Annotated in this window: 22 protein-coding genes; 18 read left to right on the top strand and 4 right to left on the bottom strand. The window is 66.3% G+C overall.

Annotation, left to right across the window (positions count from 1 at the left end; genetic code table 11):
• Positions 1–135 precede the first annotated feature (135 nt).
• Together ligA and def are read left to right on the top strand one after the other, a co-directional pair.
• Positions 136–2,211: an NAD-dependent DNA ligase LigA gene (gene ligA, locus ACV22W_RS22225; RefSeq protein WP_448021762.1), complete on the top strand. Its 2,076-nt coding sequence runs from the start codon at positions 136–138 to the stop codon at positions 2,209–2,211.
• Positions 2,208–2,741 carry a peptide deformylase gene (gene def / locus ACV22W_RS22220; RefSeq protein ID WP_059511077.1) on the top strand — a complete coding sequence of 178 codons (534 nt, stop codon included), beginning with the start codon at positions 2,208–2,210 and terminating at the stop codon, positions 2,739–2,741. The genes ligA and def overlap by 4 nt, the downstream gene beginning before the upstream one ends.
• A 96-nt stretch (positions 2,742–2,837) precedes the next feature.
• On the opposite strand, the gene ACV22W_RS22215 is transcribed toward def, so the two are convergent.
• Genes ACV22W_RS22215 through map form a run of 3 tightly spaced genes read right to left on the bottom strand, consistent with a single transcriptional unit; the run spans position 2,838 to position 8,171 of the window.
• On the bottom strand, positions 2,838–4,712 hold the full coding sequence (locus ACV22W_RS22215) for a pseudouridine synthase (RefSeq protein ID WP_448021760.1): 1,875 nt from the start codon (positions 4,710–4,712) through the stop codon (positions 2,838–2,840).
• 16 nt (positions 4,713–4,728) lie between these two features.
• Complete coding sequence (locus tag ACV22W_RS22210; RefSeq protein ID WP_448021759.1) at positions 4,729–7,305, bottom strand: [protein-PII] uridylyltransferase; 2,577 nt, start codon at positions 7,303–7,305, stop codon at positions 4,729–4,731.
• A gap of 50 nt (positions 7,306–7,355) precedes the next feature.
• Complete coding sequence (gene map, locus ACV22W_RS22205) at positions 7,356–8,171, bottom strand: type I methionyl aminopeptidase (RefSeq protein WP_012328760.1); 816 nt, start codon at positions 8,169–8,171, stop codon at positions 7,356–7,358.
• 388 nt (positions 8,172–8,559) lie between these two features.
• On the opposite strand from map, the gene rpsB reads away from it, so the two are divergent.
• The 16 genes from rpsB to ACV22W_RS22125 all read left to right on the top strand — a co-directional run bounded on the left by rpsB (position 8,560) and on the right by ACV22W_RS22125 (position 24,227).
• The gene (rpsB, locus tag ACV22W_RS22200; protein ID WP_006483818.1) at positions 8,560–9,300 is read left to right on the top strand and encodes a 30S ribosomal protein S2; all 741 of its coding nucleotides are present in this window, start codon (positions 8,560–8,562) and stop codon (positions 9,298–9,300) included.
• A gap of 162 nt (positions 9,301–9,462) precedes the next feature.
• The gene (gene tsf, locus ACV22W_RS22195) at positions 9,463–10,344 is read left to right on the top strand and encodes a translation elongation factor Ts (RefSeq protein ID WP_021159104.1); all 882 of its coding nucleotides are present in this window, start codon (positions 9,463–9,465) and stop codon (positions 10,342–10,344) included.
• 156 nt (positions 10,345–10,500) lie between these two features.
• A complete protein-coding gene (gene pyrH / locus ACV22W_RS22190; protein WP_011885142.1) occupies positions 10,501–11,214 on the top strand; it encodes a UMP kinase in 714 nt (237 codons plus the stop codon).
• Positions 11,215–11,316: 102 nt separating this feature from the next.
• Entirely contained in the window at positions 11,317–11,877 is a 561-nt protein-coding gene (frr, locus tag ACV22W_RS22185; protein WP_124612218.1) for a ribosome recycling factor, read from the top strand.
• 49 nt (positions 11,878–11,926) lie between these two features.
• Positions 11,927–12,709 carry a polyprenyl diphosphate synthase gene (uppS, locus tag ACV22W_RS22180; protein ID WP_006758563.1) on the top strand — a complete coding sequence of 261 codons (783 nt, stop codon included), beginning with the start codon at positions 11,927–11,929 and terminating at the stop codon, positions 12,707–12,709.
• Positions 12,703–13,524: a phosphatidate cytidylyltransferase gene (locus ACV22W_RS22175; protein WP_448021757.1), complete on the top strand. Its 822-nt coding sequence runs from the start codon at positions 12,703–12,705 to the stop codon at positions 13,522–13,524. The genes uppS and ACV22W_RS22175 overlap by 7 nt, the downstream gene beginning before the upstream one ends.
• A 15-nt stretch (positions 13,525–13,539) precedes the next feature.
• On the top strand, positions 13,540–14,736 hold the full coding sequence (locus ACV22W_RS22170) for a 1-deoxy-D-xylulose-5-phosphate reductoisomerase (RefSeq protein WP_448021755.1): 1,197 nt from the start codon (positions 13,540–13,542) through the stop codon (positions 14,734–14,736).
• Between the two features lie 11 nt (positions 14,737–14,747).
• Positions 14,748–16,136 carry an RIP metalloprotease RseP gene (rseP, locus tag ACV22W_RS22165; RefSeq protein WP_448021754.1) on the top strand — a complete coding sequence of 463 codons (1,389 nt, stop codon included), beginning with the start codon at positions 14,748–14,750 and terminating at the stop codon, positions 16,134–16,136.
• Between the two features lie 64 nt (positions 16,137–16,200).
• Entirely contained in the window at positions 16,201–18,507 is a 2,307-nt protein-coding gene (gene bamA, locus ACV22W_RS22160) for an outer membrane protein assembly factor BamA (RefSeq protein WP_448021752.1), read from the top strand.
• 64 nt (positions 18,508–18,571) lie between these two features.
• On the top strand, positions 18,572–19,069 hold the full coding sequence (locus ACV22W_RS22155) for an OmpH family outer membrane protein (RefSeq protein WP_448021750.1): 498 nt from the start codon (positions 18,572–18,574) through the stop codon (positions 19,067–19,069).
• A gap of 16 nt (positions 19,070–19,085) precedes the next feature.
• A complete protein-coding gene (gene lpxD / locus ACV22W_RS22150) occupies positions 19,086–20,180 on the top strand; it encodes a UDP-3-O-(3-hydroxymyristoyl)glucosamine N-acyltransferase (protein WP_448021748.1) in 1,095 nt (364 codons plus the stop codon).
• Positions 20,181–20,310: 130 nt separating this feature from the next.
• On the top strand, positions 20,311–20,778 hold the full coding sequence (gene fabZ, locus ACV22W_RS22145; protein WP_006495559.1) for a 3-hydroxyacyl-ACP dehydratase FabZ: 468 nt from the start codon (positions 20,311–20,313) through the stop codon (positions 20,776–20,778).
• Between the two features lie 67 nt (positions 20,779–20,845).
• On the top strand, positions 20,846–21,634 hold the full coding sequence (gene lpxA / locus ACV22W_RS22140) for an acyl-ACP--UDP-N-acetylglucosamine O-acyltransferase (protein ID WP_059701563.1): 789 nt from the start codon (positions 20,846–20,848) through the stop codon (positions 21,632–21,634).
• Positions 21,635–21,637: 3 nt separating this feature from the next.
• The gene (gene lpxB, locus ACV22W_RS22135; protein ID WP_448021747.1) at positions 21,638–22,807 is read left to right on the top strand and encodes a lipid-A-disaccharide synthase; all 1,170 of its coding nucleotides are present in this window, start codon (positions 21,638–21,640) and stop codon (positions 22,805–22,807) included.
• A complete protein-coding gene (rnhB, locus tag ACV22W_RS22130) occupies positions 22,804–23,448 on the top strand; it encodes a ribonuclease HII (RefSeq protein ID WP_448021745.1) in 645 nt (214 codons plus the stop codon). Before lpxB ends, rnhB begins: the two co-directional genes overlap by 4 nt.
• Complete coding sequence (locus ACV22W_RS22125; protein ID WP_448021743.1) at positions 23,445–24,227, top strand: TrmH family RNA methyltransferase; 783 nt, start codon at positions 23,445–23,447, stop codon at positions 24,225–24,227. Before rnhB ends, ACV22W_RS22125 begins: the two co-directional genes overlap by 4 nt.
• A 120-nt stretch (positions 24,228–24,347) precedes the next feature.
• Here the strand turns inward: ACV22W_RS22125 and ppsR are convergent, their stop codons facing one another.
• Complete coding sequence (gene ppsR, locus ACV22W_RS22120) at positions 24,348–25,163, bottom strand: posphoenolpyruvate synthetase regulatory kinase/phosphorylase PpsR (protein WP_059450011.1); 816 nt, start codon at positions 25,161–25,163, stop codon at positions 24,348–24,350.
• Positions 25,164–25,527 lie beyond the last annotated feature (364 nt).

Below are 25,527 nucleotides of genomic sequence, written 5' to 3'. Positions count from 1 at the left end.
GTTGTCGTTGCAGTGCCGAACACACACCGCCGTGTGCACCGCAGCGGACCTGCGCGGCACGCATCGCGTGCCCCCGCCGCGGCGTCAAACTGAGATAATCGAACATCCGATTTTTCAGAGCGAATTGCCGCCAGCATGGCCCGAACCCAAGCCGAACCGCCAGCCAGCCACCCCGACGCGCGTGCCGCGTGGCTGCGCGATCAACTCGAGCGGGCGAATTACGCCTATTACGTACTCGACCAGCCGGATCTGCCCGACGCCGAATACGACCGGCTCTTCGGCGAGCTGCAGCAGCTCGAAGCCGATCATCCCGAACTCGTGACGCCCGATTCGCCGACGCAGCGCGTCGGCGGCGAAGTGGCGAGCGGTTTCGCGCCGGTCATCCATGACGCGCCGATGCTGTCGTTGAACAACGGCTTCGCCGACGAGGACATCGTCGCGTTCGACAAGCGCGTCGCCGATGCGCTCGACAAGACGACCGATCTCGCGGGCTCGGTGACGGACCCCGTCGAATACGCATGCGAACTGAAGTTCGACGGGCTCGCCATCTCGCTGCGCTACGAGCACGGCGTGTTCGTGCAGGCATCGACGCGCGGCGACGGCACGACCGGGGAGGACGTGACGGAGAACGTCCGCACGATCCGCTCGATCCCGCTGAAGCTGAAGGGCGCGCACGTGCCGGCCGTGCTCGACGTGCGCGGCGAGGTGCTGATGTTCAAGCGCGATTTCGCACGCCTGAACGAACGCCAGCGCGCGGCCGAACAGCGCGAATTCGCGAATCCGCGCAATGCGGCGGCCGGCAGCCTGCGCCAGCTCGACCCGAAGATCACCGCGCAGCGTCCGTTGTCGTTCTTTTCATACGGGATCGGCGTGCTCGACGGGATGCCGATGCCGGACACGCACAGCGCGCTGCTCGACTGGTACGAATCGCTCGGCCTGCCGGTGAACCGCGAACGTGCGGTCGTGCTCGGCGCCGAAGGCCTGCTCGGTTTCTTCCGCAAGGTCGGCGAGAAGCGCGAATCGCTGCCGTACGATATCGACGGCGTCGTCTACAAGGTCAACCGGCGCGACGAGCAGGACCGCCTCGGCTTCGTGTCGCGCGCGCCGCGCTTCGCGCTCGCGCACAAGTTCCCTGCACAAGAAGCATTGACGAAGCTCGTCGCGATCGACGTGCAGGTCGGCCGCACGGGCGCGATCACGCCGGTCGCGCGGCTCGAGCCGGTGTTCGTCGGCGGCGCGACGGTAACCAACGCAACGCTGCACAACGAGGACGAAGTGCGCCGCAAGGACATCCGGATCGGCGATACCGTGATCGTGCGGCGCGCGGGCGACGTGATCCCCGAAGTCGTCGGCGCGCTGCTCGACCGCCGGCCGGCCGATGCGGCCGAGTTCGTGATGCCGACCGAGTGCCCGGTATGCGGCTCGAAGATCGAGCGCCTGCCCGACGAGGCGATCGCGCGCTGCACGGGCGGCCTGTTCTGTCCGGCGCAGCGCAAGCAGGCGCTGTGGCATTTCGCGCAGCGCCGCGCGCTCGACATCGACGGGCTCGGCGAGAAGATCATCGATCAGCTCGTCGATCTGAACCTCGTGCGCACGCCGGCCGACCTGTTCAATCTCGGTTTCGCGACGCTCGCGGAACTCGACCGGTTCGCCGAGAAGTCCGCGCAGAATCTTCTCGATTCGCTCGAAAAGGCGAAGCACACGACCCTCGCGCGCTTCATCTACGGGCTCGGGATCCGCCATGTCGGCGAATCTACCGCGAAGGATCTCGCGAAGCATTTCGGATCACTGACGCCGATCATGGACGCGTCGATCGAGGAACTGCTCGAAGTGAACGACGTCGGGCCGATCGTGGCCGAGTCGTTGCACCAGTTCTTCGCGGAGGAGCACAATCGCACGGTGATCGAGCAGTTGCGTGCGCCCGGCAAGGTCACGTGGCCCGAAGGCCCGCCCGCGCCGAAGGCGCCGCAGGGCGTACTCGCCGGCAAGACGATCGTGCTGACGGGCACGCTGCCGACGCTCACGCGCGACGCGGCGAAGGAGATGCTCGAAGCGGCGGGCGCGAAAGTCGCGGGCTCGGTATCGAAGAAGACGGATTACGTGGTCGCCGGCGCTGACGCCGGCAGCAAGCTCGCGAAGGCCGAGGAACTCGGCATCCCCGTGCTGGACGAAGACGGACTGCACCAACTCCTGGAGGGCAACACGCCATGATTCGCGAGATCCTGAAGATGGGCGATCCGCGCCTGCTCGAAGTCGCCAAGCCGGTCGAGCGGTTCGATACCCCCGAACTGCACGAGATCGTCGCGGACATGTTCGAGACGATGCATCACGCGAACGGTGCGGGCCTTGCCGCGCCGCAAATCGGCGTCGGTCTGCAGATCATCATCTTCGGCTTCGGCAGCAACAACCGCTATCCTGACGCACCGCCCGTGCCCGAGACGGTGCTGATCAACCCGAAGCTCGAGTACATGCCGCCGGACATGGAAGAGGGCTGGGAGGGCTGCCTGTCGGTGCCGGGCATGCGCGGCGTCGTCAGCCGCTATGCGAAGGTGCGCTACAGCGGCTTCGATCAGTTCGGCGCGAAGCTCGACCGTGTCGCCGAAGGCTTCCACGCGCGGGTCGTCCAGCACGAATACGATCACCTGATCGGCAAGCTGTATCCGATGCGGATCACCGACTTCACGCGCTTTGGCTTCACCGAAGTGCTGTTTCCGGGGCTTGATCCGGCCGACGACGACTGACCTTCATGCGGCCGCGCGCGCCGCTGCCGTACCGAAACGAAAAAGCCCGCTTGCGCGGGCTTTTTGCATTGCGCGGCACGCAGTGCGTGCCCGCCGTCAGAACGACTCGTCAGCCGACAGATAGCGCCATTGCCCTTGCGGCAACGCGCCGAGCATCACGCGGCCCATCCGCACGCGTTTCAGGCCGATCACTTCGAGACCGACCAGCTCGCACATGCGGCGGATCTGGCGTTTCTTGCCTTCGCGCAGCACGAAACGCAGCTGTTCGCCGTTCTGCCAGCTCACCATTGCGGGCTTCAGCGGGACGCCGTCGAGCTCGAGACCGTGGCGCAGTTTCGCGAGCGATTCCGCGGGGAAGTGCTGGTCGATGTCGATCAGCCGTTCGCCGAAGCGCACGCGCACCAGGTATTCCTTGTCGATGTCCGACTGCTCGCCGATCAGTTGCTTCGCGATCCGGCCGTTCTGCGTCAGGACGAGCAGGCCGGTCGAATCGATGTCGAGCCGCCCGGCGGGTGCGAGCGCATGCAGGTGCTGCGGCGAGAAGCGCAGTTGCGAGCGGTCGCCGCTCCACTGGTTCGCGCGCGTGATCAGCACCGATGCCGGCTCGTAGCCGTCTTCCGCCTGACCCGACACGTAGCCGACCGGCTTGTGCAGCAGGATCGTCACCTGCGCGGCCTGCGCGGCGGACGCGCGCTCGTCGATCTCGATCTTCTGGTCCGGACGGACCTTGGTGCCGAGCGTGTCGATGCGTTCGCCGTCGACGAGCACCCAGCCCTTTTCGATCCATTCGTCCGCTTCGCGGCGCGAGCACAGGCCGAGTTCGGACATGCGCTTCGACAGGCGCATCAGGCCCGTTTCGTCGCCGTGGTCGACGCGGCGCTTGACCGGTTGCGCAGTCTTCAGCGCGGCGCCGGTCGAGCGGCGTTCCGTGCTGCTACGTTCGTTGTCGCGTGCGGGGCGCGCCGGGCGATCGGACGACGTGCGGCGTTCCGCGAAGCTGCGCTTTTCGGCTGCGCCGGCCGCCTTGTCGCGGTAGGGTGCGCGTGCAGCGCCTTCGGCGCCTGCGCGGCGCGGGCGTGCATCGTCGTCATTGCGACGGGCCGGGCGGTCGGATGTCGTGCGGCGTTCGCCGAAGCTGCGCTTTTCGCCTGCGCCGCCTGCCTTGTCTCGATAGGGCGCACGTGCGCCGCCTTCAGCGCCTGCGCGGCGCGGGCGCACATCGTCGTCGCTGCGGCGAGCCGGGCGATCGGACGACGTGCGGCGTTCGCCGAAGCTGCGCTTTTCGCCTGCGCCGGCCGCCTTGTCGCGGTAGGGGGCACGTGCAGCGCCTTCGGCGCCTGCGCGGCGCGGGCGTGCATCGTCGTCGCTGCGACGCGCGGGGCGATCGGACGACGTACGGCGTTCGCCGAAGCTGCGCTTTTCGCCTGCGCCGGCCGCCTTGTCGCGGTAGGGGGCACGTGCAGCGCCTTCGGCGCCTGCGCGGCGCGGGCGCGCATCGTCGTCGCTGCGACGCGCGGGGCGATCGGACGACGTACGGCGTTCGCCGAAGCTGCGCTTTTCGCCTTCAGCGACTGCCTTGTCGCGGTAGGGCGCACGTGCACCGCCTTCGGCACCCGCACGGCGCGGCCGCGCATCGGGCTTGCCGTCGGTGCCGCGATACGGACGGGCGTCGCCGCGTTCGGCTCGGCCGCCAGGCTTCGCATCGCTGCGATAGCCGCGTTCGGCGCCGCCGTCACGCGGCGTGCGCTTCGCCGGAGCGCGATCCGCACCCGGGCCCTCCGCGCCGCGCGGCTTGAACGCGCGTTCGCCGGCGGCGGCCGGCGAGGTGGCCTTCTTCGGGCGCGGCGGCTTGTCGGCCGCGGACGGCGCGGCGGGGCGCACCGCCTTGCGGGCGACGAGGCTGCCGGAGCGGACGGGTGCGCGGGTCGGCGACGCCGGCCGCGGATTCTTGACGGTCAATTTGGTGCGCATAAACGCTGGGATTCATTCAGACTGCGATCGCGCGCAGCAATTCGGTTTCGAGCTGGATCTGCAAGCGGTTGTCGGACAGGCCGGCACCGTCGAGCAGGAAGATGTCCTCGACGCGTTCGCCGAGCGTATTGATCCGCGCCGCGTGGACGCCGACCCGATGCTCGGCCAGGACGCGCGCGATCGAATAGAGAAGGCCCGGCCGGTCGTTGGCGGACACGGACAGGATGTAGTACTGACCGCGCTCGTCGGCCCGGAGGTCGACGCGCGGCGTGATCGGAAACGTCCGGGACAGCCGCGACAGACGACCCTTGGACGGCTCGGGCAGCGACGCGGCTTCTGCAAGGCGCGTCGCGAGTTGCTGTTCGACGAGATTCGCGATGTCGCGGTAGCGCACGTCGCGCTCGGTCTGCGTGACGATGAAGTTGTCGAGCGCATAGCCGTGCCGCGTCGTGCTGACGCGCGCATCGAGCACCGACAGCCCGTTGCGGTCGAAGTACGCGCAAATGCCCGCGAACAGGTCGGGGCGGTCCTTCACATACACGAGCACTTGCAGCGCGTCGCCGATCGGCGACGGCCGCGCGCGGACGATCGCGGTTTCGGCGTTCACGTGCCGGTACAGCACGCGCGTCTGCCATGCGATGTCGGCCGCGTCGTGGCGCAGGAAAAAGCCGATGTCGAGCTGATCCCACAGCGCGCGGTGCGCGTCGTCGGGCACGGTCTCGAGGCGCAGCAGCGCGAGCGCCTGCTCCTGTCGCGACTTCAGTTCCGAATGCGCGTCGGGATTGGCGCCGCCGAGCACCGCCAGCGTGATCCGGTAGAGGTCTTCGAGGAGCTTGCCCTTCCACGTGTTCCACACCTTCGGGCTCGTGCCGCGGATATCGGCGACGGTCAGCAGGTAGAGCGCGGTGAGGTAGCGCTCGTTGCCGACGACTTCGGCGAAGCGCTTGATGACCTCCGGGTCGCTCGTGTCCTGCTTCTGCGCGACCTGGCTCATAGTCAGGTGATGCTGGACGAGCCACACGATCAGCGCCGCGTCGTCGCCGGCGATTCCGTGCTCGCGGCAAAAACGCCGCGCGTCGGCCATCCCGAGCGTCGAGTGGTCGCCGCCGCGGCCTTTCGCGATGTCGTGGAACAACGCCGCGACATAAAGCACCCACGGGCGCTCGAAATTGCCGATCAGCTGGCTGCAGAACGGGTACTCGTGCGCGTGCTCGGCCACCGCGAAGCGGCGAATGTTGCGCAACACCATCAGGATGTGCTGGTCGACCGTGTACACGTGGTACAGGTCATGCTGCATCTGGCCGACGATGCGGCGGAAATTCAGCAGATAGCGGCCGAGCACGCTCGTCTGGTTCATCAGCCGGAACGCATGCGTGATGCCTTCGGGCTGCTGCAGGATCTGCATGAACGTGCGGCGGTTCTGCGGATCGCGCCGCCATGTGTCGTTCATGATCTCGCGCGAGTTGTACAGCGCGCGCAGCGTGCGGGCGGACAGGCCCTTCACGCCGCGGGTCGCCTCGTACAGCAGGAACGCTTCGAGGATCGCGTCCGGATGGCGTTCGAACACGCCGTCGTCGACGATCTCGAGCATGCCCTGCTTCTCGACGAAGCGATCGGGCGACAGCACGCGCGTGATGCCGCTCGTCGCGGGGAACAGCTGTGCCTCGATGTTCTGGATCAGGATCGTCGCCAACTGCGTGACCGCTTTCGCGGCCCAGTAGTAACGGCGCATCAGCTGCTCGCTCGCACGCTTGGCCTGCGTCGGCTGGTAGCCGAAGCTCTCGGCGGCCTGCGTCTGCAGGTCGAACACGAGCATGTCCTGGCGGCGTCCGGCGATCACGTGCAGCCGCGCGCGCAACGTCTTCAGGAATCCCTCGTTGCGGCGCAGCTCGCGCGCCTCGCGATCGGTGATGAGGCCGCGCGTGTCGAGCTCGCGCCAGCTGCTGCCGAAGCCGGCCGCGCGCGCGATCCAGAGGATCGTCTGCAGGTCGCGCAACCCGCCCGGGCTTTCCTTCACGTTCGGCTCGAGGCTGTACGGCGTGTCCTGGAACTTCGCGTGGCGCTGGCGCATCTCGAGCACCTTCGCGGTGAAGAACGCGCGCGCGTCGAGCGCCTCGTGATACCTGACGGTGAAACGCTCGAACAGCGCGGTGCTGCCGACGATGCGGCGCGCCTCGAGCAGCGAGGTCTGCACGGTGACGTCCTGCGATGCTTCCTCGATGCATTGGGCGACCGTGCGCACGCTGCTGCCGATCTCGAGGCCGAGATCCCATGCCATCCCGATGAAGCGCTCGATGCGCGCGTCGAGCGCCGGGTCGTGCGCATCGGGCAGCAGCACGAGGATGTCGACGTCGGAGTAGGGCGCGAGCTCGCCGCGCCCGTAGCCGCCGACGGCGACGAGTGCGAGCGTCGCGGGCAGCCCGCAGTCGTCCCACACGCGCTTGAGCACGTCGTCGGTGAGTTTCGACAGCGCGTGCATCAGCGACGCGACGTTCGTCGCGCTGCGAAAGCGCTCGAGCATGTCGGCCTTGGCGGCCTTGAATTCGGCGCGCCGCGACAGCGCTTCGGGCGAGGGGGCGGCGTGAGCGCTCATGGGCGGGCCGTTCAGGTCAGCGGGTCAGGGGCGGACTGGCGCGGCGGCGCTCAGACCGCGGCGGCCGGTTGCGCGAATACCGGGCGCGCCGGCGTGCCGGCGGACACGGTCAGCACCTCGTAGCCCGTCTCGGTGACGAGCACCGTGTGCTCCCACTGCGCGGACAGGCTGCGGTCGCGCGTCTTGACCGTCCACTGGTCCGGCATCGTGCGGATATCGCGCTTGCCGGCGTTGATCATCGGCTCGATCGTGAAGATCATCCCGGCCTTCAGCTCGATGCCGGTGCCCGGACGGCCGTAGTGGACGACCTGCGGATCCTCGTGGAACACCGTGCCGATGCCGTGGCCGCAGTATTCGCGCACGACGCTGTAGCCCTGCGCTTCCGCATGCTTCTGGATTGCGTAGCCGATGTCGCCGAGGTGGGCGCCGGGCTTGACCTGGTCGATGCCGAGCCACATGCACTCGTAGGTGGTCTGTACGAGGCGCTTCGCGAGGATCGAGCCCTCGCCGACGATGAACATCCGGCTGGTGTCACCGAAGTAGCCGTTCTTGATCACGGTGATGTCGATGTTCAGCGCGTCGCCGTTCTTGATCACTTTTTCGCCCGGAATGCCGTGGCAGATCACGTCATTGACCGAGATGCAGGTGGCCTTCGGGTACGGCGGATAGCCGGGCGGCTGATAATTCAGCGGCGCGGGGATCGTGCCCTGCTCGTTGAGCATGAATTCGTGACAGAGCCGGTCGAGTTCGGCGGTCGTGACGCCCGCGACGACGTGCGGCGTGATGAAGTCGAGCACTTCGCTCGCGAGACGGCAGGCGACGCGCATCTCGGCGATGTCGTGTTCGTTTTTGAGCGTAATGGCCATCGAGGTATGCCTGGAATGCGGTGAATTGACGGATTATCGCACCTTATGGCGGGCCTCGCAGCCCCTGCCGGCGGTGCCGATGCGGGTTTTCGCGGATTGTCCGGCCGACTGCCGCGCGGCAAGCGAAAGTGCCGGGCGACTTGAGAGCCGACAAATCGGCGTGCTATACTCTTTGGCTAAGTCGACATCCAAATGCCGAACATGTCCGTCATCGGGCGGTGCGGGGCGGCATGGCGATGAAAGGCTTGCGGCACGGGCATTTTCGCACGTGCCGAATCGCAAGCCGGCGCAACCAGGGTGCCGGCCGCGCGGAACGAGGGTCCTTCGGGGCGCGTTCGCGCGGCGGTACGGCAGCCGGCTTAAGACCCAACCCTCGTGGAGAATTTACATGGCAGTCACGATGCGCCAAATGCTGGAAGCGGGTGTCCACTTCGGTCACCAGACCCGTTTCTGGAACCCGAAGATGGCTCCGTTCATTTTCGGTCACCGCAACAAGATTCACATCATCAACCTCGAAAAGACGCTGCCGATGTTCACGGACGCACAGAAGTACGTGCGCCAGCTGGCAGCGAACCGCGGCACGATCCTGTTCGTCGGCACGAAGCGTCAATCGCGTGACACGATCGCCCAGGAAGCGCAGCGCGCGGGCATGCCGTACGTCAACGCACGCTGGCTCGGCGGCATGATGACCAACTTCAAGACGCTGAAGGTTTCGATCAAGCGCCTGAAGGACATGGAAGCGGCAGTCGAGGCAGGCGAACTCGAGAAGATGAGCAAGAAGGAAGCGCTGCTGTTCGAACGCGAAATCGCCAAGCTGCAGAAGTCGATCGGCGGCGTGAAGGACATGGGCGGCATTCCGGACGCAATCTTCGTCGTCGACGTCGGCTACCACAAGATTGCCGTGACGGAAGCGAACAAGCTGGGCGTGCCGGTCATCGCCGTGGTCGATACGAACCACTCGCCGGAAGGTGTGGATTACGTGATCCCGGGTAACGACGACTCGAGCAAGGCAGTCGCGCTGTACGCCGAAGGCGTGGCCGACGCGATCCTGGAAGGCCGTGCGAACGCGGTCAACGAAGTGGTCCAGGCAGCGCGTGGCGACGACGAGTACGTCGAGGAAAACGCGTAACTGGCCCCGAGCCGGCGCAAAAAGGGGGCTCTCAACAGGCCCCCTTTTTTTAAGCTTGTGCGCCGGACCTGATCGCGCCGAATCGGCGCGGGTCCGGAAACGATTTTCGGCCGTTCGCGTCCAAGCGGGCGGCGTTGTGAATACAGACTCAAGGAGCGAATGATGGCGGCAATTACCGCAAGCATGGTGGCAGAACTGCGCGCAAAGACCGACGCACCGATGATGGAGTGCAAGAAGGCGCTGACGGAAGCTGATGGCGATCTGGCCAAGGCTGAAGAGCTGCTGCGCGTGAAGCTCGGCAACAAGGCGAGCAAGGCGGCATCGCGCGTGACGGCTGAGGGCGTCGTCGCATCGTTCGTCGGCGGCAACGCGGGCGCGCTGGTCGAACTGAACTGCGAAACCGACTTCGTCGCGAAGAACGACGACTTCCTCGCATTCTCGAAGACGGTTGCGGAACTCGTTGCGACGCAAAACCCGGCCGACGTGGCAGCGCTGTCGGCACTGCCGCTCGAGGGCTCGACGGTCGACGCAGTGCGTCTGGCACTGATCGGCAAGATCGGCGAAAACGTGTCGATCCGCCGTTTCGTCCGTTTCGAAACCGCGAACAAGATCGCAACGTACCTGCACGGCGCGCGTATCGGCGTGATCGTCGAGTACACGGGTGCGGAAGAGCAGGTCGGCAAGGACGTCGCGATGCACATCGCCGCGATGAAGCCGGTCGCGCTGTCGTCGGCCGACGTGCCGGCGGAACTGATCGAGACGGAGCGCCGTGTCGCCGAGCAGAAGGCTGCCGAATCGGGCAAGCCGGCTGAAATCGTCGCGAAGATGGTCGACGGCAGCGTCCAGAAGTACCTGAAGGAAGTGTCGCTGCTGAACCAGACGTTCGTGAAGAACGACAAGCAGACGATCGAGCAGATGCTGAAGGCAGCGAATGCGGCAGTGCAGAAGTTCGCGCTGTTCGTCGTCGGCGAAGGCATCGAGAAGCGCCAGGACGACTTCGCCGCCGAAGTGGCCGCGCAAGTCGCAGCAGCAAAGCAGCAGTAAGCAGTCAGGCAGTATCCGCGGCGGGCGTCCGCTCCGCCGCGGCCGGCGGCGCCGCCGGCCGGCCGGGAGCCCCCGTCCGACCGTCGGCGCTTGCCCGAATCAGTATTTCGCCCCTACAGTTCGTGGTTGTCATCCTCTCGTCGCTCGGAAGCCCCTATGTCCAATGCCTATAAACGCGTCCTCCTCAAACTCTCCGGCGAAGCGCTGATGGGCGACGATGCCTTCGGCATCAATCGCGCGACGATCGAGCGGATGGTGGCGGATATCGCCGAAGTCGTGGGTCTCGGCACGCAACTCGCGGTCGTGATCGGCGGCGGTAACATTTTCCGCGGTGTCGCGGGTGGCGCGGCCGGCATGGACCGCGCGACGGCCGACTACATGGGGATGCTGGCGACGATGATGAACGCGCTGGCGCTGCAGGACGCGATGCGCCACGCCGGCATCGTCGCGCGAGTGCAGTCCGCGCTGCGCATGGACCAGGTCGTCGAGCCGTACATCCGGCCCCGTGCGATCCGCCAGCTCGAGGAAGGCAAGGTCGTGATCTTCGCGGCCGGCACGGGCAACCCGTTCTTCACGACGGACACGGCCGCCGCGCTGCGCGGTTCGGAAGTGGGCGCCGAGGTCGTACTGAAGGCGACCAAGGTCGATGGCGTATATTCTGCCGATCCGAAGAAGGATCCGTCGGCCACGCGCTACACGACGATCAGCTTCGACGAGGCGATCAGCCGCAATCTGCAGGTGATGGACGCGACGGCCTTCGCGCTGTGCCGCGACCAGAAGCTGCCGATTCGCGTGTTTTCGATCAACAAGCCGGGCGCGCTCAAGCGTATCGTGCTGGGCGAGGACGAAGGTACGCTCGTCCACGTGTAAACTCCCGCGGGTGCGGGCAAGCGGCGTGGGTCGCCGGCTGCGGTGCGTGGCGCGCCGGGCGGGGCCCGCGTTCTTTGAAGGTTGGAAGGTTTGGAGGTTGAAATGAGTGTCGCTGATGTCAAGAAGGGCGTAGAGCAGAAGATGCAGCGCTCGATCGAAGCGTTCAAGAACGATCTGGCGAAGATCCGTACGGGCCGTGCGCACACCGGTCTGCTCGATCACGTGCAGGTCGACTATTACGGTTCGATGGTGCCGATCTCGCAGGTTGCGAACCTGACGCTCGTCGACGCACGCACGATCGGCGTGCAGCCGTGGGAAAAGAACATGGTCGCGAAGGTCGAGAAGGCCATCCGCGAAGCCGATCTCGGCCTGAACCCGGCGACGGCCGGCGACCTGATCCGCGTGCCGATGCCCGCGCTGACGGAAGAGCGCCGCCGCGAACTGACCAAGGTGGTCAAGAGCGAAGGCGAAACGGCCAAGGTCGCGATCCGCAACCTGCGCCGCGACGCGAACGAGGCGCTCAAGAAGCTCGTGAAGGACAAGGAAATCTCGGAAGACGACGAGCGCCGTGCGAGCGACGACGTGCAGAAGCTGACCGACAAGCACGTTACCGAAGTCGACAAGCTCGTGCAGAGCAAGGAAGCCGAGATCATGACGGTCTGACGACCGTCCTCGCGCGCCGCCTTCTTCCCGCATTACTGTCTCAACGGCCATGACCTATACCAGCTCTACCGTTCGCGTGCCTGACGTCGGCGCCGTGCCGCGTCATATCGCGATCATCATGGACGGCAACGGCCGTTGGGCGACCGAACGCCGCTTGCCGCGCGTTGCGGGGCACACCCGCGGCGTGGATGCCGTGCGGGCGGTGGTCGAAGGTTGCGCGCGCGCCGGCGTCGAATACCTGACACTGTTCGCGTTCAGTTCGGAAAACTGGCGCCGGCCGAACGACGAAGTGTCGTTCCTGATGCGGCTGTTCATCACCGCGCTCGAGCGCGAGATCGGCAAGCTGCATGCGAACGGGATCCGTCTACGGGTGGTGGGCGATCTCGAGCGCTTCGAGCCGCGCATCCGCGAACTGATCCGCCGCGCCGAAACCAAGACGGCGCGCAACACCCGTCTCACCCTGACGATCGCCGCGAACTACGGCGGCCGCTGGGACATCCTGCAGGCGACGAAGAAGCTCGTCGAGCAGGCCGTGCGCGAAGGCCGCGAGGTCGACGTGACCGAAGACGCGTTCGCGCCGCACCTGGCGATGGCCTACGCGCCGGAGCCCGATCTCTTCATCCGCACCGGCGGCGAGCAGCGCGTCAGCAATTTCCTGTTGTGGCAGCTCGCATACGCCGAATTCTATTTCACCGACAAATACTGGCCGGACTTCGACGGCGCGGCGCTGGCCGACGCGATCGCGTCGTATACCGAGCGCGAGCGCCGTTTCGGGCGCACCAGCGCGCAGCTCGAACCACAATCGCAGAACGCCGACTCCCTTTCATGCTGAAGACCCGTGTGATCACGGCGGTCGTGATGCTGGCAGTGTTGCTGCCGGTGACGCTGTTCGCGCCGCTCGCCGCGTTCGGCGCGCTGATCGGCGTCGTGCTCGTGTTCGCCGCGTGGGAGTGGGCGCGCCTGCTCAAGCTCGGCGCGACCGGTTCCGTCGTCTACGCGATCGTCGCGGCGCTGGCGCTCGCGGCGACCGCGCCGCTCGGCGTCGAAGCCGCTTCGTCTCGTCCCCTTTTCATGGCGGCGGGCGTGTTCTGGCTGCTGGTCGGCCCGTTCTCGCTGCGGCGCAAGCCGGAGCTCGCGGGCGGCGTGTGGCGGCCGTTCCTGCTCGCGGCCGGGCTCGTGGTGTTCGCAGCCTGCTGGCACGCGGTCGTCGCGGCGCGTGCGCAGGGCGTTGCGTTCGTGCTGTCGCTGCTTCTGGTCGTCTGGCTGGCCGATATCGGCGCATACTCCGCGGGCAAGGCCTTCGGAAAGCGTAAACTGGCCGTTACGATCAGTCCCGGCAAGAGCTGGGAAGGCGCGATCGGCGGCTGGCTTGTCGTGATGGTCGTCGCGGGTGTCGCGATGGCCGCGCACTGGTTCGAGCCGACCCTGTTTTCCGCATTCGCCGCGCGCTACGGGATGCCCGGCGCGTGGGCCGCGCTGACGCTGCTGGTCGTCTACAGCGTGATCGGCGACCTGTTCGAGTCGTTGCTCAAGCGTCAGGCGGGCGTGAAGGATTCGAGCGGCTTGCTGCCCGGTCACGGTGGTGTGCTCGACCGCGTCGACGCGCTGTTGCCGGTGCTGCCGCTCGCAATGCTGCTGCTTGGTTAAACCACTATTTCTGCTATGCAAAAACGTCTGACACTGCTCGGTTCCACGGGCTCGATCGGAGACAGCACGCTCGACGTGGTCGCCCGCCATCCCGAGCGTTTCTCGGTCTACGCGTTGACCGCGCACCGCAACGGCGACAAGCTCGTCGAGCAGTGCCTGCGCTTCGCACCCGAAATCGCGGTGGTCGGCGATGCGAACACGGCGGCGCACGTCGAGGCGAAACTGCGCGCGTCGGGCAGCAAGACCACGGTGCTGTACGGGCCGCAGGCGCTCGTCGACGTGTCGAAGAGCGACGGCTGCGATACGGTCGTCGCCGCGATCGTCGGCGCGGCCGGCCTCGCGTCGAGCCTCGCGGCCGCGCGCGCCGGCAAGCGCATCCTGCTCGCGAACAAGGAATCGCTCGTGATGTCGGGCGCGATCTTCATGGACGCCGTGCGCGACCATGGCGCGATCCTGCTGCCGGTCGACAGCGAACACAACGCGATCTTCCAGTGCATGCCGCGCAACGAGAACGAGCACGGCGGGATCTCGAAGATCATCCTGACCGCGTCGGGCGGCCCGTTCCGCACGCGTGAGCCGGCCACGCTCGTCGACGTGACGCCGGACGAAGCATGCAAGCACCCGAACTGGGTGATGGGCCGCAAGATTTCCGTCGATTCCGCGACGATGATGAACAAGGGCCTCGAAGTCATCGAGGCGCACTGGATCTTCGGCCTGCCGGGCGACCGGATCGACGTGCTGATCCACCCGCAGAGCGTGATCCATTCGCTCGTGTCGTACCGCGACGGCTCGGTGCTCGCGCAGCTCGGCAACCCCGACATGCGCACGCCGATCGCGCACGCGCTCGCGTTCCCGGAGCGCGTCGACGCCGGTGTCGACCAGCTCGACCTCGCGCAGATCGCCCAGCTGTCGTTCGAGAAGCCCGACTACACGCGCTTCCCGTGCCTCGCACTGGCGCTGAAGGCGCTTGAGGAGGGCGGTATCGCGAGCGCCGCGTTGAACGCGGCGAACGAAATCGCGGTCGAAGCATTTCTCGAGCGCCGGATCGGCTTCATGGCGATCGCGGCGACGGTCGATGCGGTGCTCAACGCACTGCCGAACCGTAACCCGAACGGGCTCGAAGACGTCCTTGCGGCGGACGCCGAGGCACGCCGCCTCGCCGCCGAGATCATTGCGAAAGCGCCTGCGCCACGCGTGGAGCGCGCTGTCTGAATGAGGTGCTCATGAACGTGCTGGTCGAACTGATCGCGTTTGCGGTGGCGATCGGGGTGCTGGTCGTCGTGCATGAGTACGGACATTATCGCGTCGCGCGCTGGTGCGGCGTGAAGGTGCTGCGTTTCTCGATCGGTTTCGGCCAGCCCGTCGCGCGCTGGGTCAGCCGCAGGACGGGCACCGAATGGACGCTCTCGGCGTTGCCGCTCGGCGGTTACGTGAAGATGCTCGACGAGCGCGAGCCGGGGGCGGGCGTCAAGCCCGAGGAACTTGATCAGGCGTTCAACCGGCAATCGGTGTTCAAGCGCATCGCGATCGTCGCCGCGGGCCCGATCGCGAACTTCCTGTTGGCAATCGCCCTGTTTTCCGTCGTATTCGCAACTGGTGTGACCGAGCCGGCCGCGGTGCTCGCGCCGCCGGCCGCCGGCACGGTGGCCGCCCGCGCGGGCTTCGACGGCGGCGAGACGATCGTGTCGATCCGCGACGCGCGCGTAGGTGACGCGCAAGGTGGAGAGGCCGTGCCGGTGCGCTCGTGGTCGGACCTGCGCTGGAAGCTGCTGTCCGCCGCGTTCGATCATCGCGAGGTCGTGCTCGGCGCGCGCGACGGCGGCGCGTCGACGTTCGACTTCCGCGTCGACCTGCGCAATGTTCCCGAAAGCCAGCTCGACGACGATTTCATGATGCACCTGGGCTTCGAGACCGGCGGCGGCACGCTGTCGGTGGCGTCGGTGCAGCCCGGCAGCGCGGCCGAGCAGGCGGGCCTGAAGGCCGGCGACAAGCTGCTGGCGCTCGACGGCAATCCGATCGGCGGCGCATCGCGCTTCATCGACGCCGTGAAGCACCATGCGGGCCAGGCGGTCGAACTGCAGGTCGAGCGTGGCGGTGCCGCCCGGACGGTGTCGATCGTGCCGCAGGCGCAGCGCGACGATGAAACGGGGCAGCAGATCGGCCGTATCGGCGCGGCGCTGTCGATGCACACGCCGTCGGTCGACGTGCGCTATGGGCCGATCGAGAGTCTGCGGCTCGGCGCGCACCGCACGTGGGACATCGCGGTTTACTCGTTGAAGATGTTCGGACGGATGATCACGGGCGATGCGTCGCTGAAGAATCTGTCCGGCCCGGTGACGATCGCCGACTACGCCGGCAAGAGCGCGCGGCTCGGTCCGTCGGCCTTCCTGTCGTTCCTCGCCCTTGTCAGCATTAGCCTCGGGGTGCTGAACTTGCTGCCGATTCCCGTTTTGGACGGGGGGCATCTGTTATATTATCTGGTTGAAGCCGCGACCGGGAAAGCCGTCTCGGAGCGTTGGCAGCTGATTCTGCAAAGAGCCGGGTTGATCTGCATCGTCGCGTTGTCGGCGATCGCGCTGTTCAACGACCTGGCTCGGTTAATCCATTTCTGAAGCGTCAGGCGGCGGCCAGTCGGCCGCCGCCTGATTTGATGCAGCTAAATATTGGGGATGCACGTTGTTCAAACCTCATCGCTTTGTACCTAAGACAGTTGCAGCGGCCGCGCTCGCCGCGCACGGCCTCGCGGCGCATGCAGCGGCACCGTTCGTGGTGCAAGACATCAAGATCGAGGGGTTGCAGCGCGTCGAAGCGGGTTCGGTGTTCGCCTACCTGCCGATCAAGCAGGGCGATACCTTCACCGACGACAAGGCATCCGAAGCAATCCGCGCGCTGTACGCCACGGGTTTCTTCAACGACGTGCGCATTGCCACCCAGGGCAACGTCGTGATCGTGCAGGTGCAGGAGCGTCCGGCCATCGCGTCGATCGACTTCACCGGCACGAAGGAATTCGACAAGGACAACCTGACGAAGGCGCTGCGCGCGGTGGGTCTGGCCGACGGCCGCTACTACGACAAGGCGCTCGTCGACAAGGCGGAGCAGGAGCTCAAGCGTCAGTACCTGACGCGCGGCTTCTATGCGGCCGAGGTCAAGACGACGGTCACGCCGGTCGACGCGAACCGCGTGTCGATCCTGTTCGCGGTCGCCGAAGGCCCGAGCGCGAAGATCCGCCAGATCAACTTCATCGGCAACAAGGCGTTCAGCACGAGCGCGCTGCGCGACGAGATGCAGCTGTCGACGCCGAACTGGTTCTCCTGGTACACGAAGAACGACCTGTACTCGAAGGAAAAGCTCACGGGCGACCTCGAAGCCGTTCGCTCGTACTACCTGAACCGCGGCTACCTCGAGTTCAACATCGAGTCGACCCAGGTGTCGATCTCGCCCGACAAGAAGGACATGTACCTGACGGTCACGCTGCACGAAGGCGAGCCGTACACGGTGTCGGGCATCAAGCTGTCGGGCAACCTGCTCGACCGCGAAGCCGAACTGAACAAGCTGATCAAGATCAAGCCGGGCGATCGCTTCTCGGCCGAAAAGCTGCAGCAGACGACGAAGTCGATCGTCGACAAGCTCGGCGAATACGGCTATGCATTCGCGACCGTCAACGCGCAGCCGGACATCGACCAGGCAAACCACAAGGTGAACCTGAATCTCGTCGTCGATCCGAGCCGTCGCGTGTACGTGCGCCGCATCAACGTGGTCGGCAACACGCGTACGCGTGACGAAGTCGTGCGCCGCGAAATGCGCCAGCTCGAAAGCTCATGGTTCGATTCGAACCGCCTCGCGCTGTCGAAGGACCGCGTGAACCGTCTTGGCTACTTCACCAACGTGGACGTGACGACGGTGCCCGTCGAAGGCACGAACGACCAGGTCGACGTGAACGTGAAGGTCGATGAAAAGCCGACCGGCGCGATCACGCTGGGCGCGGGCTTCTCGTCGACGGACAAGGTGGTGCTGTCGGCCGGCGTGTCGCAGGACAACGTGTTCGGCTCGGGCACGAGCCTGTCGGTGAACGTCAACACCGCGAAGAGCTACCGCACGCTGACCGTCACGCAGGTCGACCCGTACTTCACGGTCGACGGCATCAAGCGGATCACGGACGTCTACTACCGCACATACCAGCCGCTCTACTATTCGACGAGCTCGAGCTTCCGGATCATCAGCGCGGGCGGCAACCTGAAGTTCGGCATCCCGTTCTCGGAAGTCGACACCGTCTACTTCGGCGCGGGCTTCGAGCAGAACCGTCTCGACGTCGACTCGAACACGCCGCAGAGCTACCAGGATTACGTGAACGAGTTCGGCCGCGTGTCGAACACGGTGCCGCTGACGGTCGCGTGGTCGCGCGACGCGCGTGACAGCGCGCTGATCCCGAGCCGCGGCTACTTCACGCAGGCGAACGTCGAATACGGCGTGCCGGTCGGCAAGATCCAGTACTACAAGGCCGACCTGCAGGCGCAGTACTACTATTCGTTCTCGCGCGGCTTCATCCTGGGCCTGAACCTGCAAGGCGGCTACGGCAACGGTATCGGCAACCCGTACCCGATCTTCAAGAACTACTACGCGGGCGGTATCGGCTCCGTGCGTGGCTACGAGCCGAGCTCGCTGGGCCCGCGCGACACGAAGACGAACGATCCGATCGGCGGTTCGAAGATGGTGGTCGGCAACATCGAGCTGACGTTCCCGCTGCCGGGCACCGGCTACGATCGCACGCTGCGCGTGTTCACGTTCCTCGACGGCGGTAACGTGTGGGGCAATGCGCCGGGCGGCACGAGTACCGGCGCGAACGGCCTGCGTTACGGCTACGGTGTGGGTCTCGCGTGGATCTCGCCGATCGGCCCGCTGAAGCTGAGCCTCGGCTTCCCGCTGCAGAAGCATGAAGGCGACCAATACCAGAAATTCCAGTTCCAGATCGGGACGGCGTTCTGATCGAACGCAAGACAACAGCAACGAGAGGGTAATTTTGCTAACCGGTAAGTTTTCGAAACGAGTGATGTGTGCGCTGACCGTTGCGCTGGCCTTGGGCGCGGCGACGGCACATGCTCAGGACGTCGCCCGCATCGCGGCGGTCAATTCGGATCGGATCCTGCGCGAGTCGGCCCCCGCCAAGGCGGCGCAGACGAAGCTCGAAGCCGAGTTCGCGAAGCGCGACAAGGATCTGCAGGATCTCGCGGCGCGCCTGAAGTCGATGTCCGATTCGCTGGACAAGAGCGGTGCGTCGCTGTCGGCGGCCGATCGCGCGCAGAAGCAGCGCGATCTCGCGCAGCTCGATACCGACTTCCAGCGCAAGCAGCGCGAGTTTCGCGAAGATCTGAACCAGCGCCGCAACGAGGAACTCGCGGCGGTGCTGGAGCGCGCGAACAAGGTCATCAAGCAGATCGCCGAGCAGCAGAATTACGACCTGATCGTGCAGGAAGCCGTGTACGTCAGCCCGCGCATCGACATCACCGACAAGGTGCTCAAGGCGCTCGCGTCCGGCTCGACGAACTGAACGGAGCAGACGACGAATGGCATTGACGCTTGAGGCACTCGTAAAGCGGTTCGGCGGCGAGATCGTCGGCGACGCCCAGTGCAAGGTGGGCGGCCTCGCGCCGCTCGACCAGGCAGGCCCTCAGCAGCTCGCGTTTCTCGCGAATCCGAAGTACCTGTCGCAGGTCGAGTCGACCCGCGCCGGCGCGGTACTGATCGCGCCGAAGGATCTCGAAAAGCTGGGCGCGGCCGCTGATGGCCGGATTGCCGGCTCCCGCAATTTCATCGTGACGCCGAATCCGTACGCGTACTTCGCGCGCGTCGCGCAGATGTTCATCGATCTCGCCACGCCGCCGCGCGCGGCTGGCGTGCATCCGAGCGCGACGATCGATCCGGCCGCGCAGGTCGCCGCGAGCGCGGTGATCGGTCCGCACGTGACGATCGAGGCCGGCGCGGTGATCGAGGACGGCGTGCAGCTCGACGCGAACGTGTTCGTCGGCCGCGGCACGACGATCGGCGCGGGTTCGCATCTGTATCCGAACGCATCGGTGTACCACGGTTGCAAGATCGGCCCGCGCGCGATCATCCATTCGGGTGCCGTGATCGGTTCCGACGGGTTCGGCTTCGCGCCGGATTTCGTCGGCGAAGGCGAGGCGCGCACCGGCAGCTGGGTCAAGATCCCGCAGGTCGGCGGCGTGTCGGTCGGCCCGGACGTCGAGATCGGCGCGAACACGACGATCGATCGCGGCGCGATGGCGGACACCGTCATCGAGGAATGCGTGAAGATCGACAATCAGGTGCAGATCGCCCACAACTGCCGGATCGGTGCCTACACGGTGATCGCCGGCAAGGCGGGCATCGCGGGCAGCACGACGATCGGCCGCCACTGCATGATCGGCGGCGCGGCCGGGATCGCCGGCCACGTGACGCTTGGCGACTATGTCATCATCACCGCGAATTCGGGCGTGTCGAAGTCGCTTCCGAAGGCAGGCATCTACACGAGCGCGTTCCCGGCCGTCGACCACGGCGAATGGAACAAGAGCGCCGCGCTCGTGCGCAACCTCGACAAGCTGCGCGACCGCATCAAGGCGCTCGAAACCGCGCTGGCCGCCCAGGGCGGCACGGACGCCTGACCGACACCATGCGAGACCACGAACCGGGCACGGCCAGCGCATCCGGCCCGGTTTGCCAGACTGGGCCGCGCGGCGGCCCGCTTCAGCCTTTGCATCACCACCGCGCAGCTTCTGCGTGAGACGAACCATCATGAGCACTGAAAAAATCAATCTCGACATCCACAAGATCCTCACGCTGCTGCCGCATCGCTACCCGATTCTGCTCGTCGATCGCGTGCTCGAACTCGAGCCGCACAAGGGAATCAAAGCGCTGAAGAACGTGTCGATCAACGAGCCGTTCTTCCAGGGGCACTTCCCGAAGCGGCCGGTGATGCCGGGTGTGCTGATCCTCGAGGCGCTCGCTCAGGCGGCCGCGCTGCTGACGTTCGCGGAAGAGCAGCCGAAGGATCCGGAGAACACGCTGTACTACTTCGTCGGCATCGACGGCGCGCGCTTCAAGCGTGTGGTCGAACCGGGCGACCAGCTGATTCTGAACGTGACGTTCGAACGCTACATCCGCGGCATCTGGAAGTTCAAGGCTGTGGCGGAAGTGGACGGCAAGGTCGCGGCGGAAGCCGAATTGATGTGCACGGTCAAGACGGCCGACGCGGCGCCCTGAGCGACGCGGCACGCATGGGTAACGTAACGCGGGCAACGCGACACATCACATCGAGAGGCAACGGCGCATGACCAGGATTCATCCTACCGCGATCGTCGAACCGGGCGCGCAGATCGACGAGTCCGTCGAGATCGGGCCGTACGCGATCGTCGGGCCGCACGTCACGATCGGCGCGCGTACGACGATCGGCTCGCACAGCGTGATCGAAGGTCACACGACGCTCGGCGAGGACAACCGCATCGGCCATTACGCATCGGTCGGTGGCCGTCCGCAGGACATGAAGTACAAGGACGAGCCGACGAAGCTCGTGATCGGCAACCGCAACACGATCCGCGAATTCACGACGATCCACACCGGCACTGTGCAGGACGTCGGCGTGACGACGCTCGGCGACGACAACTGGATCATGGCCTATGTGCACATCGGTCATGACTGCCGCGTCGGCAACAACGTGATCCTGTCGAGCAACGCGCAGATGGCCGGTCACGTCGAGATCGGCGACTGGGCGATCGTCGGCGGGATGTCGGGCGTGCACCAGTTCGTGCGCATCGGTGCGCACTCGATGCTGGGCGGCGCCTCGGCGCTCGTGCAGGACGTGCCGCCGTTCGTGATCGCGGCCGGCAACAAGGCCGAGCCGCACGGCATCAACGTCGAAGGCCTGCGCCGGCGCGGTTTCTCGCCCGACGCGATCTCGGCGCTGCGCAGCGCGTACCGCCTGCTGTACAAGAACGGCCTGTCGCTCGAGGAAGCGAAGGTGCAGTTGCGCGAGCTGGCGGCCGCGGGCGGCGAAGGCGACGCCGCGGTTGGCGCGCTCGTCGCGTTCATCGACGCGTCCCAACGCGGCATCATCCGCTAAGCGATGTCGCTCCCGACCAATCAGCTCCGGCTCGCGATGGTGGCCGGCGAGCCGTCGGGCGATCTGCTCGCGGCGTCGCTGCTCGGCGGGCTTCAAGAGCGGCTGCCCGCGTCGACCCGCTACTACGGGATCGGCGGGCAGCGGATGCTCGCGCACGGCTTCGACTCGCACTGGCAGATGGACAAGCTGACGGTGCGCGGCTACGTCGAGGCGCTGGGCCAGATTCCCGAAATCCTTCGGATTCGCGGCGAACTGAAGCGCCAGCTGCTCGCGGAGCGGCCCGACGCATTCATCGGCATCGACGCGCCCGACTTCAACTTCAACGTGGAGCAGGCGGCGCGCGACGCGGGCATCCCGTCGATCCACTTCGTGTGCCCGTCGATCTGGGCATGGCGCGGGGGGCGGATCAAGAAGATCGCGAAGTCCGTCGACCACATGCTGTGCCTGTTCCCGTTCGAACCGGCGATCCTCGACAAGGCGGGCGTCGCGTCGACGTATGTCGGCCATCCGCTTGCCGACGAGATTCCGCTCGAGCCCGACACGCATGGCGCGCGCATCGCGCTGGGTTTGCCCGCGGACGGCCCCGTGATCGCGGTGTTGCCGGGCAGCCGGCGCTCGGAGATCGGACTGATCGGCCCGACGTTCTTCGCGGCGATGGCGCTGATGCAGCAGCGCGAGCCCGGCGTGAGGTTCGTGATGCCGGCGGCGACGCCTGCGCTGCGCGAACTGCTGCAGCCGCTCGTCGACGCGCATCCGCAGCTCGCGCTGACGATCACCGACGGCCGCTCGCAGGTCGCGATGACGGCCGCCGACGCGATTCTCGTGAAGAGTGGCACTGTCACGCTGGAAGCCGCGCTGTTGAAGAAGCCGATGGTGATCTCGTACAAGGTGCCCTGGTTGACCGGGCAGATCATGCGCCGGCAGGGCTACTTGCCGTACGTCGGCTTGCCGAACATTCTGGCGGGGCGCTTCGTCGTGCCCGAGCTGCTGCAGCATTTCGCGACGCCCGAGGCGCTCGCCGATGCGACGCTCACGCAGCTGCGCGACGACGCGAACCGTCGCACGCTGACCGAAGTGTTTACCGAAATGCATCTCTCGCTGCGGCAGAACACGGCCGCGAAAGCGGCCGAAGCGGTCGTGCGCGTACTCGAGCAACGGAGGGGGCGCGCATGACGGCAGCCCGTGCACCACGCCGCCGCGCGTCGATCGACGTGCAGGGCGGCTTCGACTTCAGCCGGCCCGACGAGATCGTCTGCGGCGTCGACGAAGCGGGCCGCGGCCCGCTTGCGGGGCCGGTGGTCGCCGCCGCGGTGATCCTCGATCCCGCGCAGCCGATCGACGGGCTCGACGATTCGAAGGCGTTGTCCGCGAAGAAGCGCGACGCGCTGTACGACCTGATCGTCGCGCGCTCGCGCGCGTATTGCGTCGCTTCGGCGAGCGTCGACGAGATCGATACGCTCAACATCCTGCACGCGACGATGCTCGCGATGAAGCGGGCCGTCGAAGGCCTGTCGGTGCTGCCGACGCTCGCGCAGATCGACGGCAACCGCTGTCCGACACTGACGGTGCGTGCCGAGGCGATCGTCAGCGGCGACGCGCTCGTGCCGAGCATTTCGGCTGCATCGATCCTCGCGAAGGTCACGCGCGACCGCATGCTCGTCGACCTGCACGAACGCTTCCCGGTATATGGCTTCAACGTGCATGCCGGCTACGGCACCGAGAAACATCTTGCCGCGCTGCGCGAGCACGGCCCGTGCGAGGTCCATCGACGCTCGTTCGCGCCGGTGCGTGCGGCACTCGACCTGATTCGATGAAAAGCATCACTTCCCGCGACAACCCGCTGTACAAGCGCCTGAAGGCGCTCGCGGGGTCGACGTCCCAGCAGCGGCGGGGCGGCCAGGCGCTGCTCGAGGGTTTTCACCTCGCCAGCGCGTATCTCGATACGGGCGCGACACCCGAGCTGTGCGTCGCGACCGAAGGCGCGCTCGCGCACGACGAAGCGCAGGCAATCATCGCGCGTGTCGACGCGCAGCGGGTCGTCACGCTGCCCGACGCATTGTTCGGGCAACTGTCGAACGTGGTCAGCGGCGTCGGTTTCCTGTTGCTCGTCGAGCGGCCCGCGCAGCCGCTGCCGGAGCGCGTCACGCACACGTCGGTCGTGCTCGACGGCGTGCAGGACGCCGGCAACGTCGGCTCGATCCTGCGCAGCGCGGCGGCGGCCGGCGTGCGGCACGTATTCTGCGCGCCGGGCACCGCCTACGCGTGGTCGTCGAAGGTGTTGCGTTCGGCGATGGGCGCGCATTTCCTGCTGTCGATCCACGAGGATGTCGAACCGGACGCGCTCGCCGCGCGCCTCGACGTGCCGGTCGCGCTGACCGATTCGCACGGCGCGCAGGCAGTCTACGACTGCGATCTGGCCGGGCCCGTTGCATGGGTGTTCGGCAACGAGGGCGCTGGCGTGTCGGCGTTCTGGCGCGACGCGGCCACGCATCGCGTGACGATCCCGCAGCCGGGCGGCATGGAGTCGCTGAACGTCGCGGCGGCGGCGGCGGTGTGCCTGTTCGAGCAGGTGCGGCAGCAGCGGCGCGCGTGACATGGCGACGTGACGCACGGCGTTGCCCGCGCGCGTATCCCGCCCATGAAAAAAGGCCGCGTTCGACGCGGCCTTTCTGCTTCTGGCGGCGGCCTGGCCGCCGCGCCGGCGGGCAAGTCGTCAGTACGACTGCCGGTCGAGACGGATTTCCTGCAGGATCGTCGTCGCGATCTCCTCGATCGACTTGTGCGTCGACGACAGCCACTTGATCCCTTCGCGACGCATCATCGCCTCGGCCTCGTTGATCTCGTAGCGGCAATTCTCCGGCGCCGCGTACTTGCTGCCCGGGCGGCGCTCGTTGCGAATCTCCGACAGGCGTTGCGGGTCGATCGACAGCCCGAACAGCTTGTCGCGATGCGGCGACAGCGCCGACGGCAGCTTGCCGCGCTCGAAGTCTTCCGGAATCAGCGGATAGTTGGCTGCCTTCACGCCGTACTGCATCGCGAGATACAGGCTCGTCGGCGTCTTGCCGCTGCGTGACACGCCGACCAGGATCACGTCTGCCTCCGACAGGTTGCGGTTCGACTGGCCGTCGTCGTGCGCGAGCGAGAAGTTGATCGCCTCGATCCGCGTCTTGTATTCCTCGGTATCGGCATTCTGGTGGCCGCGGCCCATCGCGTGGCTCGATTTCAGTTCCAGTTCCTGCTCGAGCGGCTCGACGAAGCGCTGGAACATGTCCAGCACGAGCGCGTTCGAGCGCTTGACGATGTCGTTCGACTCGCTGTCGACGAGCGTCGTGAACACGATCGCGCGGCGGCCGTCGTGCACCGCGGCTTCGTTGATCTTCTCGACGGTCGCAAAGGCCTTGTCGAGCGAGTCGACGAACGGCAAGCGCACGAGGCGGAATTTCTGGTCGAACTGGGAGAGGATCGAGTGCGCGAAGGTTTCGGCAGTGATCCCGGTGCCGTCGGAGACGATGAAAACGGTAGGCAGCATGAATCTGGGCGTCGAACGTGAAGGGCGGTTGCGCGGGCGGCTGGAGGTTCACCTCCAGACGCAGTGACAAGGTCGCGCCACATCCGGCAGCCGGCACGGTAGAATAGCGGCAACCTGTTGGATAAGCAATTGCGGGGGCAGGGTGCGAACGGCACCTCGGGCTTGCCGTGATCGATCTAAAACTCCCGGCAAGTTCGACGATTTGTCTGAATATATCGTCCTTCTGCCGGGATTTTTGCAAATCGGGTCGGAAGATTTTCGCCGCTGCGATTGTTTCTCCAACAGGTTGCGCAAGACGCGCCGCGCCTTTTTGCAAGCGCCCGCGTCCGAGCCCACTTGCGCAATCGAGCATTTTTTTCACACT

The sequence above is a fragment of the Burkholderia sp. AW49-1 genome (assembly GCF_053427845.1).
The sequence above is the reverse complement of the archived record's forward strand: the minus strand, read 5'-3'. Positions and strand labels throughout refer to the sequence as shown.